At 63.1% G+C, this 14,723-nt stretch carries 11 protein-coding genes; 2 read left to right on the top strand and 9 right to left on the bottom strand.

What is annotated here, in order from left to right; translation table 11 throughout:
- Window position 1: 1 nt before the first annotated feature.
- Together ACZYGA_RS07480 and ACZYGA_RS07475 are read left to right on the top strand one after the other, a co-directional pair.
- Window positions 2-2,230 carry an FUSC family protein gene (locus ACZYGA_RS07480; RefSeq protein ID WP_479398743.1) on the top strand — a complete coding sequence of 743 codons (2,229 nt, stop codon included), beginning with the start codon at window positions 2-4 and terminating at the stop codon, window positions 2,228-2,230.
- 155 nt (window positions 2,231-2,385) lie between these two features.
- Window positions 2,386-2,706 carry a type 2 periplasmic-binding domain-containing protein gene (locus ACZYGA_RS07475; RefSeq protein WP_479398741.1) on the top strand — a complete coding sequence of 107 codons (321 nt, stop codon included), beginning with the start codon at window positions 2,386-2,388 and terminating at the stop codon, window positions 2,704-2,706.
- 121 nt (window positions 2,707-2,827) lie between these two features.
- Here the strand turns inward: ACZYGA_RS07475 and ACZYGA_RS07470 are convergent, their stop codons facing one another.
- From ACZYGA_RS07470 to ACZYGA_RS07430, 9 genes are all read right to left on the bottom strand, one after another.
- On the bottom strand, window positions 2,828-4,213 hold the full coding sequence (locus ACZYGA_RS07470) for a GntP family permease (protein ID WP_479398740.1): 1,386 nt from the start codon (window positions 4,211-4,213) through the stop codon (window positions 2,828-2,830).
- A 555-nt stretch (window positions 4,214-4,768) separates the two neighbouring features.
- On the bottom strand, window positions 4,769-6,757 hold the full coding sequence (locus ACZYGA_RS07465; RefSeq protein WP_479398738.1) for a beta-galactosidase: 1,989 nt from the start codon (window positions 6,755-6,757) through the stop codon (window positions 4,769-4,771).
- A 44-nt stretch (window positions 6,758-6,801) separates the two neighbouring features.
- The gene (locus ACZYGA_RS07460) at window positions 6,802-9,030 is read right to left on the bottom strand and encodes an alpha-galactosidase (RefSeq protein ID WP_479398736.1); all 2,229 of its coding nucleotides are present in this window, start codon (window positions 9,028-9,030) and stop codon (window positions 6,802-6,804) included.
- Window positions 9,031-9,074: 44 nt separating this feature from the next.
- Entirely contained in the window at window positions 9,075-10,031 is a 957-nt protein-coding gene (locus ACZYGA_RS07455) for an SMP-30/gluconolactonase/LRE family protein (RefSeq protein WP_479398734.1), read from the bottom strand.
- Between the two features lie 40 nt (window positions 10,032-10,071).
- Complete coding sequence (locus ACZYGA_RS07450) at window positions 10,072-10,686, bottom strand: 2-dehydro-3-deoxy-6-phosphogalactonate aldolase (RefSeq protein WP_479398732.1); 615 nt, start codon at window positions 10,684-10,686, stop codon at window positions 10,072-10,074.
- 28 nt (window positions 10,687-10,714) lie between these two features.
- Window positions 10,715-11,710 (bottom strand): 2-dehydro-3-deoxygalactonokinase, encoded by a 996-nt coding sequence (locus ACZYGA_RS07445; protein ID WP_479398731.1) that lies wholly within the window; start codon window positions 11,708-11,710, stop codon window positions 10,715-10,717.
- Window positions 11,707-12,504 carry an SDR family NAD(P)-dependent oxidoreductase gene (locus ACZYGA_RS07440; RefSeq protein ID WP_479398729.1) on the bottom strand — a complete coding sequence of 266 codons (798 nt, stop codon included), beginning with the start codon at window positions 12,502-12,504 and terminating at the stop codon, window positions 11,707-11,709. The genes ACZYGA_RS07445 and ACZYGA_RS07440 overlap by 4 nt, the downstream gene beginning before the upstream one ends.
- 96 nt (window positions 12,505-12,600) lie before the next feature.
- A complete protein-coding gene (gene dgoD, locus ACZYGA_RS07435; RefSeq protein ID WP_479398728.1) occupies window positions 12,601-13,749 on the bottom strand; it encodes a galactonate dehydratase in 1,149 nt (382 codons plus the stop codon).
- 66 nt (window positions 13,750-13,815) lie between these two features.
- A complete protein-coding gene (locus tag ACZYGA_RS07430; RefSeq protein ID WP_077376336.1) occupies window positions 13,816-14,571 on the bottom strand; it encodes a FadR/GntR family transcriptional regulator in 756 nt (251 codons plus the stop codon).
- Window positions 14,572-14,723 lie beyond the last annotated feature (152 nt).

Raw genomic sequence — 14,723 nt, 5'->3', positions numbered from 1 at the left:
GATGTCTCCGGCACTCGCGGCGTTTCTCAGACCCTCTTCCTTTGCCCTGAAGTTCGCCTTCAAGGGTGTCCTTGCCATGTCACTGGCACTCTACGCGGCCTTCTATTTTGATCTGGATCGCCCGTACTGGGCGCTGATCTCGGCGGCCTTTCTGCAGATACGCCCGATGTCGGGGATGGTGGTCGAGAAGGGCATCTGCCAGATCGCCGGCACCGTGGCGGGTGTCGGTGTCGCCGTCGTGATCATGGGGCTGTTTGCCCAAGCGCCGGAATTGGCACTGGGCAGTGTCACCCTGTGGATCGGCCTGTGCATCTACGGGGCTTCGCTCACCCACAACAACCTCTCCTATGGCTGCGTGATGGGGGCGGTGGCCTGCATGATCATCGTGGTGCTGACGTCCTCGGCGCCCGGCAACTTCTTCTCGGTGGCGCTGGCTCGCCTCAGTGAGTTGAGTCTCGGTGCACTGTGCGCCGTGCTGGTCAGTGCGCTGGTCTGGCCGATACGTGTGCGGGACCATCTGGGGCAGCTGGCGGATACCGCCGTCAACGCCACCTTCCGTTACATGGCGCTGGCCTTCTCGGACCCCTCCCAGGATGACCTGAGCGCCGAGCAACGTCATGCCGAGGAGAATCGCGAACGTCAGGCGATGCTCGAACAGATGATGACCGGCCTTGGGGCGCTCAACAATCTCGAGATCGATGCCCACTCCGCGCGATATGAGGGGCCTCAGGGCAAGGGGCGTATCCGCGGTGTCCATCTGCTGACCCGGCGGAGCATGCGCCTCTATGCCACCCTCAAGGCACTGCATCAGCTGCGTCACCCGGAATTCTTCCTGCGCCATCACGCCACTGGCGCTGACGTTGAGTCCGAGCACCACAACGCCATCGACGACGACGGGCAAGACGATCAGCTCGCGCGTCCGGCCGTTCAGCAACCGGAGCGCTTCAGTCAGCCGACACAGGACCTGATGCAGCGACTCGGCAGCGCCTTCCAGAGCATGGCCGACAACCAGGGGATCGGGCAGGCACGCGCCACCTTGAAGGAGCTGCGCGGAGAATGTCTGAGAATCTCGCGCGGTCAGCGCAATCTGTCTGCCCTCGAGGCACGGCTGCTCTATAGTCTTCGGGAAGTGCTGGGCCATGCGCTGGTGATGCTTCAGGCGCGTGAGGTCATCAATCATCCCGGTCGTCATCAATTGCGCCAGCCCAGCCTGAGCTGGCATCGCGATCACGGACGAGCGGCGACCAATGCGCTGCGTGCCATGCTGATCTTCGGGACTACCTCCATCTTCTGGCTGGCGACGGCCTGGGACAATGGGGCGGTGGCCATGCTGCTGGGCACGTTGTTCTCCGGTATCTTCGCCAGTCGCGATGACCCCGCCCCCATCATCCCCATGGTGCTCAAAGGCCTGCTGTTCGCCGTTCCCAGTGTGCTGTTGTTCGGCAATGTCCTGTTGAGTCAGGCCCAGCATTTCGTGCTGTTCATTCTGATCTTCAGTGTGCCGTTGTTCATCGGCCTGATGGGGTCCGTGGTGCCGGTGCTGGCGGGGATCTGTCTGCCGTTCGTGGTGTTCAATATCCTGCTGGTGATGCCCGACAACGGCATGACCTTCGATGTGGCCTATACCCTCAACCGGAGTCTGGCGGCCGGGATCGGCCTGATCGTGACCATTCTCGGGTTTCGCCTGATCCCGGTACCCGGGGCCGGCTGGGACAAACGCCAGCTGATCCAGACAACGGCGAGTGATATCCGGGAGCTGGCCGAACGCCCCGCTCAGCAGGTGGACAGCTGGTTCGGGGGACGCATGGGGGATCGCCTGCTGCGTCTTGCCCGCCATGAGCAAAGCCGTCAACAGGAGCAGCAGTCACGTCAGGGCGGGGCCGATTCACCTGCGATCGCGGACAAGCCGCAGGGAATGCCTCTGATGTCTCTGGGCCTGACAGGCATGGATATCGGGCGCGGAATAGGCTTCGTGCGACGCGAGCTTGGCGAGAACATGTCCAGGCCCGTGCAGCGTGCCTTGCAGAGCTTGATTCTGGCGCTGGCGGAGGATTTCGAGCGATGCAGTCAGGGCAAGCGACCCAGGCGTCTTCAGAAGGCCGGGCGCCGATTCTCGCAGACCATCGCCGAACAGGACGCCATGAGTCGCCACAAGCAAGCCTTGCTGGCGGGCTGGCTGGAGCGGGTGCAACTCACGCTCGAGAGTGATGCGTTGCGTCAGAACGCGTGAATCTGACGCCTGATCAATGTTCCGCGCTCAGGCGTCGGGTGGTCCGTTAAAAAACGCTAATAAAAGCAACCGTGGCAAGAGCATCTGGTCTATCATTGAAGATATCTGCTCATATCTGAGCGAAATGCATGAGATGTCTACTACAGGGGAGCATCATGGCTTTCATGAATGACATCAGCAACAGTGGTCGTGATGCCCCTGATCGCTTCAAGCGTGTCACCTTCACGACGCAATACCTGCACGAATTGAGCCTGTATGTGCTGCCCGGCAGTGAAGTGCTGCTGCGAGTGAGCCAGGCCAGTGAAGACCTGATGCTGTTGCAGTTCGATGATGACTTCTACGCCGAGTTCATTGCCTCGCGCATCGTCGACTGGGTGGCGGAGAATCCCCGGGCCGACAAGGAAGATCTGACGCTCTGGATCAAGACGCGTGCCCTCGCCGAAGTCCCCATGATCCAACAGCATCACGTATATTGAGACTATCCGTGCCATCAAGGCGCCCTGAGACAGATGTCTCAGGTATCGAAACGACACAGGCCACCCCTTGAGGTGGCCTGTGTCGTTTCTGTCGCCCTTGGCTTTCAGAGGCATGTCGTGGTCAGAAGCTGCCAAACAGGCTGCCCAGCGTCACGACACTGATCAGTGCCAGCATCGGGAACGCCACGGTCATCATGAACATCTGTCCGTAGGACTGGCGGTGAGTCAGCTTGCAGATGGCCAGCAGCGTGATGACTGCACCTGAGTGCGGTAGCGTATCCATGCTGCCAGCCGCCAGTGCCGCCACACGGTGCATCAATTCAGGGTCTATCCCGGCATTGACGGCCATCTCCATGTAGGTCGAGCCCAGTGTCGAGAGCGCGATGCTCATGCCGCCCGAGGAGGAGCCGGTAATCCCTGCCAGCACGTTGACCGCCACGGCCTCCGAGATCAGCGGATTGTCGGGGTAGAGCCCCAGTACTGCCTCCTTGACCAGTGCAAAGCCGGCCAGGCTTGCGATCACGGCGCCATAACCGACCTCCGAGGCGGTGTTGAAGACGGGCAGCATGGCACCGAAACAGCCATTGTTGACCGTCGTCTTCAAGTCAGCCCACTGCTTCCAGCGAGTCACCACCAGCCAGAGTGACGCACAGCTCAGCGCGATCAATATCGACCACATGCCGGTGGCGCCGGCCGGGTCCAGCTCCGGGAAGGCGTCATTGAGATAGGAGAAGTCGATGCGCGGGAAAACCAGGTAGGTGAGCAGGGCATTGAGTCCGATCACCAGTATCAGCGGGATCACCGCTGCCAGCATGCTCATGCTTGCCACCGGCGCATCATCATTCAATGCCTCATTGTCATGCTTGCCATAGCCTTCGCCCTGCGCCTGAGCTTTCGTGGCTCTGCCCTTCAGCCACCAGGTGCCCAGCCCCAGCATGATCAGACCGGCGATGATGCCAAGTCCGGGAGCCGCGAAGCTGTTGGTCTGGAAGTAGGGAATCGGAATCGCGTTCTGGATCGCCGGGGTACCGGGCAGGGCGGTCATCGTGAAGGTGAAGGAGCCCAGTGCCAGTGCCGCGGGCAGCAGTCGCTTGGGTGTCGAGGTGCGCCGGAAGAGCTGGGCCCCGATGGGATAGACGGCGAAAGCGACCACGAACAGCGAGACGCCACCGTAGGTCAGCAGGGCGCAGGCCAGCACGACGGTGAGGATCACATGACGGGTTCCGAGGCGTCTTACCAGTCCCTCGGAAATCGCGTGGGCAGCCCCGGAATCCGCCATCAACTGGCCAAACAGAGCACCGAGAATGAACAGCGGGAAGAACTTGGCCAGGTAACCGCCCAGCTGGCTCATGAAGGTGACGGTATAGCTGGGCAGCAGGGCGCCTGCATCACCTGAAAGCACGACGGCAAGAGCCGCCATCACAGGTGCCAGCAACAGAACGGTGATACCGCGGTAGGCCAGGAACATCAACAGTCCCAGCGATATCAGAATGGCAAGAATGCTCATGAAAGGGACATCTCGTGGTTGGCGTTGTAGTCATGGTGTGCCGTCTGCCAATGACGACGTATGTCCTGTGAACAGGTGCGTTTCCTGTAATTATTTCTTTATATGGACTGTTCTACAGTGACATCTGGCTCACGGTAGAGTTTGTCTGACAAGAGGACAATGCGGCTTAAGTGGCAGCGTGGGACTCCCGTATCGGGGGGTGGCAAGGCGTGTGGTACAACAGATAGAACTTATACCGTTATCTATCGTTTGGATAAAAAATCCTGCCAATTCCGCGAGTCTCCAGGGCAGAAGGGACCATCGTGTCAGCAGAAGACCTTCCACGGGAAGGGGCTGTGTTCTGCACACCGCCAGCGGCAAGCTCTTGACAAGACTCTTGTTGGCAACTGTCGCATTAAGAAAAAGGCGGTACCCGGAGGCACCGCCATAAACGATCGAACCATCCGCCGGTCGCGAGGCCGACAGGGGTCATGGAGTCATACGTACGTGACGCTTGTCTGGATGATGGCAAGACTACTGAAGCGCTCCGTTGCCGTCATCGCCTTGGACATCTCGTCATGCCATGCGCCAGATACTGACGCCAGCGGGAGCGAGCTGTTGGCCTCCGCAGATCCAGCCATCTTCCGGCACCAGGCCTTCGGGTAGCCAGCGTGGTTCAGGCGCATAATTGAAGGCAAACACCAGATTGCCTCTGCAGCGCAGGCGCACACCCTCCGGCAGGGCGGTGGTAAGGATGGCTGCCTTGCGACATTCCTCGACCAGCACGGCCATGAGGGTGTCTTCTTTAAGCCAGGCGGTCAGATAGCTGACCCCTGCGCGCTCCGTGAGAGCCGCTTCTCCATCATCGAAACGGGTCACGACCCTTGCCGTGGTACGCGTGCTGTCGAGCAGGTCTCGCCAGCGCAACGCGTGGCCATGATGACCATTGGCTGTGGTGACCCCGGGGCAGGCACCGGGGCGCAGACCATCGACCCGATCGACCGTGACGCCGGCCAGCTCGCCGAGGGCGCCCGGTGCCAGTTGATCGGGTATCTGGAAGTCTGGCGTGCGTGAGCCGGAGCGTGCGCCGATCACGATACGGCTGCCGCTGTCACGTGCAGCGCTCAGGCGTGCCGCAAGCGCATCGTCGGCAATCACCTGACAGGGCAACACGACGAGAGGATAGCCACTGACATCATCACGAGGGGAGACGATGTCGATGTCCAGACCCAGCCGGCGAAGGGCGCTGTACCAGCTCAGATGCAGTTCCAACGCATCGAAGTCCTCGGCATGCGGTTGAATCTGGCAGGCCCAGATCGAGGCATAGTCGAACATCAAGGCCACGGGGGCCTGTTCGGTCTCGATCTCGCGCCCACTGAGGCCTTCTGCGCTCAAGCGAGCCAGTTCATCGCGGACCTGCAACAGCTCCGGCCAGGCCGAGACCGGTGAACCATCCGGACGCAACAGACCCGCATGCATCTGTTCCTGCGCGAAGGGGGCCTGACGCCAACGGAAATAGGAAACGACTTCCGCGCCATGGGCAAAGGCCTCATGACTCCAGAGGCGAACCATGCCGGGCAGTGGGGCGGCATTGCTGATGGCCCAGTTGACCGGACCCGGCTGTTGCTCCATGACCCACCAGCGCCCCTTGCACATGGCGCGATAGAGGTCGTGGTGGAAACCGGCGAAATCAGGGTGGCCCTGTTGGCGATAGAACGCCTTGGTGGCCTCGAGATGGGCACCACGCTCCAGAAAGCCCAACGGGTAGCTATCCCAGCTGGCGATGTCCAGGTCCCGGGCGACGTCAAAGTGGTCAAACTCCGTGAACAGGCCCATGAAGTTGTGCACGATATCGACGTTCACGCCGCTGTCTCGCAGCGTCTGGACCTGAAGCCGGTTGTACTCGACCACCATGTCGGAGCAGAAGCGACGATAATCCAGCACGATCGCCGGATGTGGCTCGGTGACGGTGCCGACCGGCGCCTCGACCTGCGAGAAAGCGGTCACCTCCAGGCTCCAGAACACCGCGCCCCATGCCTCATTGAGCGCTTCGACACTGCCGTAGCGTTGTTCCAGCCACTCAGGGAAGCCTGCGCGCGCCGCTCGAGAGTAGCTGAGGATGGTGTCGTGACAGCCGTATTCGTTGTCGGTCTGCCACGCCATGATCGCCGGATGAGTGGCGTAGCGCTCCCCCATCAGACGCACGATACGCTCGCTCTGCGTACGATAGACGGGTGAGGAGAAGCAGTAATGGCGACGTGAGCCATACCCCCGCACCTGGCCATGCTCATCGACGGCCAGTATCTCGGGATGGGCATCCACCAGCCATTTCGGGGGCGTGGCCGTCGGGGTTCCCATCACGATCTTGAGACCGGCGCGGGCAAGCACCTCAACGGCCTCGTCGAGCCACTCGAAACGCAGCTCTCCGGAGCGCGGCTCCAGCCGACTCCAGGCGAACTCGCCTATGCGCACCACGCGAATGCCGGCCTCGAACATGTCACGGGCATCCTGCGCCCAGCGCTCACGCGGCCAGTGTTCCGGGTAATAACAGACGCCGAGTTGCATACAGGTCATCCTTGAATCGGTGAAGTGATAGCCGGAGCACAGGCTCAGTCAACGTCGTGTGCCGCCGTCAGGTGGATCAGGATCGCCTGTTCCGGGTCGAGCACCGGCAGGGCAAGCCCGGCACGCATCAGCATCTCGCCACTGGCGACGACGGGCTCCCCCGAGAGCTGGGCCTGCACCCAGGCCGGCAGCTGCTTCATGCGGCGTTCGGGATGTTCCGGCAGTTCCAGCAGCTCGAGTCGATAATGCTGCTCGGCGATGAGCCCTGCCAGCGGCTGTGGCGCAGGTACGGCGTGGCGTGGCATGGCCAGCTGGCTGATGCAGTAAAGCGCCTCTTCACCGTCCTGTCTGACCACGCCATGTGCATGCTGGCCGTCATCCAGGCAGTCCAGACGCCAGCTCACGCCGCCATGCAACAGCCCGCGCAATGCCTTGTAGCGCTCGATCCAGACGCGCAGCTCCCCACGCTCGCATGGCGCGAGCTGGCTGACGTCCAGTTCAAGGCCCAGGTGACCGAACAGGGCCGTGGAGGCACGAAAGGCAAGGGAGGTACGCCGCGACGTGGTGTGTGCATGCTCCGGCCCGATATGAGCCCCGAGCAGCTCCGGTGGCAGGAAGCGACTGGCACCGCGCTGGATGTGCGTTCTCTCATGCGGGTCGTTGCAGTCCGAGGTCCAGACGCGATGGGTGTGGCGCAGAATGCCGTGGTCGGTACGGGCGCCCCCCGAGGCGCAGCTCTCGATTTCCACCTCAGGGTGCGCCTGGCGCAGACGTGCGAGCAGCGCATAGAGCGCTTGTACCTGAGCATGCGCTGCAGGCATGCCGCGACGCTCGCCGGACTGGGTCGCGGCGTGGGTGAGGTCGCGATTCATGTCCCACTTGAGATAGCGGATCGGGTAGTCGCTGAGCAGGGCATCCAGTCGCGCAAACAGATAGTCAGTGACGTCAGGGCGTGTGAGATCCAACACGCATTGATACCGCCCCAGTGGCTGTTCACGGCCTTCCAGCGCCAGTATCCAGTCGGGATGCGTGCGAAAGAGCGCGCTGTCCGGATTGACCATCTCGGGTTCCACCCACAGACCGAATTCCATGCCCTGGGCATGGACGGACGCGATCAAGGGCCCCAGCCCCTCGGGGTATTTGCCCTGATCCAGGTACCAATCGCCCAGCGCTGCTCGCTCACCATCGCGGCCCACGAACCAGCCATCGTCGAGCACGAAGCGTTCCGCGCCGACGTCACCGGCAGCGTTGACCAGCTCCTCCAGCCGCTCGGCGTCGTGATCGAAATAGAGGGCCTCCCAGGTGTTGACGTGGACCGGGCGAGGCTTGTTCGGCGTCGGCCAGTCAAGCCGTGCACGCAAGGTACGATGCATGCGCTGACTGGCGCCATTGATGCCCGTGTCAGACCACGCCATGACGACTTCCGGCGTGGTGACGCTGTCCCCGGCGGCCAGTACCTGCTCACCGGGCAACAGCAGTGCGCCCAGCTGCAGTTGCGTGCTGCCATCGAACTGGCGCTCCACCAGCAGTCGATGGTTGCCGCTCCAGGCCAGGTGCGCGCTGATGACCTCCCCGGACTGCTCACTGAACCCCCCGGTACCCACGATGAGGGAGGGCACACGCTGGTGAGAGCTGCGCCCGCGACGATTCTCGAGCGTGAAGGTGCCTTCACTCAGGGCGTGGCGTGTCTCGGTGAACTCCTGGACCCAACGGCCACCGAAGCTCAGGCACTGTTCGAAGCGGTTCGGCAGTGGCAGGCAGCAGGCCGCCAGCCACTCGAGGCGATAGTCGGCCGTACCAGGATTGCGCAGGGTGGTGGACTGACGCAGCACCCCCTCGCTGGTGAGCGTGACTGACAGCAGAACTTCCAGCTCGCTCGTGGCATCCGCCAGTGTCAGCTGGGCATGCGCGCCCAGTGAATCGGTCGAGCACGCCACCTCACTCAGTCGCATGTCGGTGAGCCAGTCACGCCCATCACGGTCACCGATCAAGGCCGGATAGCCCGCAAAGCCAAGCCCGGCATCATTGAACAAGGTATTGGGCGGGAGCTGATCGAGGCTTGCCTGGGGCGTGGCAGCAGCGCTCATCAGGCGGTGCTGGGCTGGCGTGACCGGGGCGATGCGCCCCAGGTGGGCCAGCTTGAGCAGACCATCGGCGAGATCCAGCTGCAGCTGGATGCCGTCGGCGCTCAGGCTCAGCCACTGCTGTTGGGGGGACCAGGTCGCGTCGGGCGCTGCCGAAGGTCGGGTGGATGGGGCGTCTGCGGTCATCATGAGAGGTCCAGAAATAAAGAAAGATCAGAGACGGAATGTCAGTGTCAGCCCAGCACCAGCGGCGGTTCTGCCAGTCCCTTGAAGCCGTGTGCTGACAGGTCCAGCGCGAAGAGATCACCATCACCCGCCGCATGATCCGGCGTGGCCATGCCCTCATGCGCCGTGGTGATATACAGCGTGCTCAGCCCCTCACCACCGAACAGCGGGCACGAGGGCTGGCTGACCGGCAGCGTCACATGGGCGATTTCCTTGCCGCCATGATCCAGCCTTGACACGCGGCCGGCTCCCCAGAGCGCAATCCACATATGGCCGTCGGCGTCGATCACGGCGCCATCCGGGCCACCGCCACAATCCTGCAGATCGGCCCAGACTTCGGGGGCGTCGTATTCACCTACCGCCCCTTCACTTGCTGACCCTTCACCTGCTGATTTGCGTGGCCAGCCATCGGCGTCCAGCGTCCAGCGCATCACCTGACCGGTAACGGTGTCAGTGAAATAGGCGAAGCGGCCATCCGGCGAGAAGCACAGCGCATTGGGGATGCTCAGGCCCTCGAGGACGCGGGTCAGCTCACCGCGATGCAGGCGGTAGAGGCTGCCAGACCCGGTCTCGGCGTTGTAGCCCATGCTCGAGAGCCACAGACTGCCGTGGGTATCCACTCGAGCATCATTGCTGCGTGTCGCTGGCATGGCGTCCGCCTCGAAGGGCATGACATCCTCCACGGCGCCTGTCTCGGGGTTCCAGCGTGACAGCATGCCTTCCGCGACCAGCAGGTAGTCGCCTTCAAGGGTGAGCGCCGCATAGGAGGTGCGGCGCGCAAGCTGAGTGATGACGTGATCACTGCCGTCCGCGGCCGCGTGATGCAGCTCGCCGGCGAGGATGTTCAGCCAGCGCACCCGCGCAGGCAGGGTGGTTGTCGCGGGTGTCCAGCCGGGGCCTTCTCCCAGCTCGCAGTGGCTGGCCACGAGGCGCTCAGCCGTGCCCAGGCAGGTCGATCGTGTCATCCGTTACTCCTCGTGAATCCTGTGGGAGAGCCGCTGGGGCTCAGTCGGCGGCGGCCCAGGCGGAGACCAGCTTGCGTGCTCGTTCACCGACGTCAAAAGCCGTCAGACCCGGCGTGTAGATGGCCGTTCCCAGACCTGCACCATGGATACCTGCCGCACGCCATTGCGCGAAGTTGTCACTGCCGATGCCCCCGACGGCATACAGCTCGGTGCCTGTGGGCAGCACGGCCAGCATCGCTTTCATGTTGACGATACCGACCTGGGTCGCCGGGAAGAGCTTGAGACCTGAGGCGCCGGCGGCGAGGGCCGCGAAGGCCTCCGTCGGCGTGACGATGCCTGGCATGGACACCATCTCGAGTCGGCGACTCTCGCGAATGACCTCGACATCGGCATTGGGCGACACGATCAGCCGACCACCGACGCCGTGCACGTCCCGCACCTGCTCCGGCGTCAGGACGGTGCCGGCACCGATGAGGATCTGGCCGTCATGGGCCGTCGCACAGTGCTTGACCAGTGCCGCGATGCTGACCAGCGGCTGGGGCGAATTGAGCGGGACCTCGATGCGGGTGATGCCCGCCGCGATGATCTCGTCGGCAATCGCGATGATTTCCTGCGGCGTGACGCCGCGCAGAATGGCAACCAGGGGAAGGCTCATGGAAGTCTCCAGGGGAAAGATGGGGGTGTCAGTCAGTGGCGAGGCGTGTCTGACAGGCGTGATGAATGCGCCCGAGCCCGGCCAGAATCATGTCGGCATTGGCGGCCAGGCTGACGCGATAGCCCAGATGCTCGAGTGCGATCCGATAGCGCTGGCATAAGGTGTCATCACCGATCAAGGTGATTAGCGACCCTTGCGGCTGCAGGCATGTGGCACCGGCCAGCTCAAGGCCCAGCACCAGACCGGAAAGCCGTGCACCCAGCAAGGCCGCGCGAGAGGCCTCATCATCGAGGCGTTCATCGAGCAAATCCCGCGCACGGATGCCGAACAGCGCCGCCGTCATGCGCGCCGGTTCCGCCATGGCCGCATCGATGCCTGCCAGAAATGCCTGACGCTGTGGCTCATCGGCAAGATCCCCTCCCGCCACGGAGTGCTTGAGGACCGAATCCTGACTGAGCAGCTTGTAGAGTTCACCACTCATGAAGGTGGTGAAGCCCGTGATCGAACCGTTTTCGAGCTGTGCCCACTTCGCGTGGGTGCCGGGCAGGCAGACAGCCCCGCTATAGCCCGGCTGAGCGGCGACCAGACCCGCCAGCTGTGTCTCCTCGCCGCGCATGACATCAAAGGCCGGCTGGTGCTGACACAGCCCCGGCACGATGGTGACGGCGATACGTCTGTCGCGCGTTGCCACATGGGTCAGCTGCTCTGCCAGGCCAGACAGGACATCGATGGCAGGGGCTTGCTCACCCGGGACCGGAAGGTAGGCCGCTTCCACCCAGCCCTGGCGTGCGCCCGCCATGCCGCAGATCAACACCGGCATGCTTGAGGTGGAGTCCCCGGGAAGCCAGTCATTGATCACCACCCGCAGGACATCCTCGAATTCATCGCTCGCCAGACCCAGCATGCCGCGGGCACTGCTTGCCTGGGCGATGATCCGGTCCTGATCATCCAGCGCCCAGGCACGCAGATTGCTGGAGCCCCAATCCACGGCGATCCAGGCGGGGAGGGCATGGACGGCACTCACACTCGACCTCCATCCACGACCATCGGTTGGCCGGTCATCATGCGTGAGGCGGTGGAGGCCAGGAACAGACAAGGATTGATCATGTCCTCGACCGGAATCGCTTCCTTGAGGCACTGCTGGTCGATGCACTCGTTCAAGTCCTTATCATTGACCCACAGCTCGCGCTGACGCTCCGTCATTACCCAGCCCGGAATCAGACAGTTGACGCGAATGGCGTCTGGCCCCAGTTCACGCGCCAGCGCCTTGGTAAGCCCCATGATGCCGGCCTTGGCAGTGACGTAGGTGGGATAGCCCCCCAGCCCCAGCATGTAGCTGTTGGAAGACAGGTTGATGATGGCGCCGCCTCCCAGTGCCCGCATGTCAGCCGCGACCGCCTGAGCGGTGAAGAACTGGGGACGCAGGTTGGTGGCGATGGATTCATCCCACTGCTCCACCGTCCATCCCTCCAGCGTATGGCGAGTATCGCGGGCCGCATTGTTGACCAGAACGCCTATCGGGCCATGGGCCTCGCGCGCCTGTGCAACTGCCGCCTGCAATGCCTCGATGTCCTGGATGTTGCAGCGGATGAACAGGGGGCGATTGGCGTATCGGGCCTCCATGGCGTCACAGAACTCGCTGGCATCGGACAACCCGACGAAGGCGACCTTGGCACCTTGCGCCAGGAAGCCTTCGGTCAATGCGGCACCGATACCCGAGCCTCCGCCGGTGATGAAGACACTGGCACCCGCGAGGTCCGGGTAGCGAAAGTTCGCGAAGGCGGGGAGTTCAGTATGGGGTGATGCGGTACGGGTCATGATGAGTCCCTTCTGCAGCATGACAGACTCTCGGCAGAGAGCCTGTCCTGGCATGGCGTCTGTGTTGTCGGTGTGTACGTTGCGGCTTGCTCGGCATTACCACTCAGCGACGGAGCCGTCTTCGTGGGTCCAGACCGGATTGCGCCAGCGATGCCCGACCTTGGCACGTTCCTCGACGAAGGCTTCGTCGATCTCGACCCCGAGCCCCGGACCCTGGGGAATGGCGCAGAATCCGTCCTTGATCGCCAGCGCGTCCTTGTCGACCAGGTAATCCAGGACGTCGTTGTCCTTGTTGTAGTGGATGCCCATGCTCTGTTCCTGGATGAAGGCGTTGTGACACACCGCATCCAGCTGCAGGGAAGCCGCCAGCGTCAGCGGGCCCAGCGGGCAGTGCGGTGCCAGGGCCACGTCATAGGCCGAGGCCAGCGTCGCGATCTTGAAGCCTTCACTGATGCCGCCGCAGTGGGAGAGATCCGGCTGGATGATGTCGACCATGCCGTCCGCCAGCAGGTCACGGAACTGGAAGCGGGTGTGCAGGCGCTCGCCGGTAGCGATGGGCGTCGCGATGCCCTCGGCGATATGCCTGAGCGCGGGCAGGTGCTCAGGTGCCACCGGCTCCTCGATGAACATCGGGTGGAACTGCTCCAGTTCCCGCAGCAGCGCCTTGGCCATCGGGCGGTGCACGCGGCCATGGAAGTCGATGCCGATCCCCACATCGGGGCCGACCGCATCACGCGCTTCGGCGACACGCGCCACGGCGTCATCGATCTTCTTGTGGGAATCGACGATCTGCATCTCCGGCGTGCCGTTCATCTTGAAGGCCGTGAACCCCTGGTCGACCAGCGCCTTGGCACCTGCGCCGACATCTGACGGGCGATCGCCGCCCGTCCAGGCGTACATCCGCATCTTGTCGCGCACCGGGCCGCCGAGCAGCTGATGCACGGGCACTCCCAGATCACGGCCCTTCAGGTCCCACAGGGCCTGGTCGATGCCGGCGATCGCGGACATCAGGATAGGGCCGCCGCGATAGAACCCTGCGCGGTACATGACGTTCCACAGGTGCTCGATGTTGCGCGGGTCCTGGCCGACCAGATAATCCGACAGCTCGTGGACCGCGGCTTCCACCGTGGCGGCGCGCCCTTCGATGACCGGTTCCCCCCAGCCATAGCAGCCCTCATCGGTCTCGATCTTGAGGAACAACCAGCGTGGCGGAACTTGCCAGGTCTTGAGTCGAGTGATTTTCATGTCGAGATTCCTTGGGATGACGCTCGTGTCGAGCTTGGAAAGCATTGAAGAAGGAAAAGTCGTGGGTCAGAAGCGCGGCGTCTCGAGGCGCGGATGATCAAGGCCGAATCCGAGATCGCGTGCAGCCGTTTCCAGCACGCGCTCGGCACAGGTACGCGCCATGTCCGGTTGACGCAGGCGGATGGCTTCCATCACGGCGCGATGTCGCTCGAGACTGGCACGGTGATGGGCCTGGTCGTGCTGTTGTGCCGCCTGCTGGGAGGACTCGATCAACTGGCTGATGGAAGGGCGCAGCAAGCTACCCAGCTGGGCCCACACCAGGTTGTGGGTGGCGCGGTAGATGGCCTCGTGGAACGCCACGTCAAATTCGCTGTGAGCTGCCTGCTGCTCGTCATTGGCAGTCGCGACCATTCCCTCGAAGGCGCGCTCCAGCCTTGCGAGGTCCTGGGCGTTGGCCTTGGTCGCCGCCAGGGCGCTGACATAGGGCTCGACGGACAGCCGGAAGGCGTAGATCTCACGCATCAGGGCAGGGTTGATGCCTTCCAGTCCGCTGATCCAGTCGCTCATCAGTGGATCCAGCAGTTGCCATTCGCTCATCGGCCGCACCAGGGTGCCACGGCCGGCAGTGCGCTCCAGCAACCCGGCCCCCACCAGCTGGGCCAGTGCATTGCGCAGCCGGTTACGACTGGCATCGAAGCGCTTGCAGAGGTCCATTTCACGCGGGAAGTTGTCGTCTGGCTCGAACTTGCCGGCCAGAATTTCACGCGCCAGGCAGGCAGCGATGGCTTCCATGCTGGCTACGGGCTGTCTGGAGCCCGTCATGGCCGGCGCCAGTGAATCTTTCTTGCGAGAGGAATCCTGATCCGGCGCTGTATCGCTGGAAGTCTCAGAGAGTGGGTCTGGGCGAGAGATGGTCACGCGAGGCCTCGTGGCTGACGTAGTGCGCAGGGCAAGCTACGGTAAATGTCTGAATG

It is taken from the genome of Cobetia sp. BL01, from assembly GCF_056493605.1.
The sequence above is the reverse complement of the archived record's forward strand: the minus strand, read 5'-3'. Positions and strand labels throughout refer to the sequence as shown.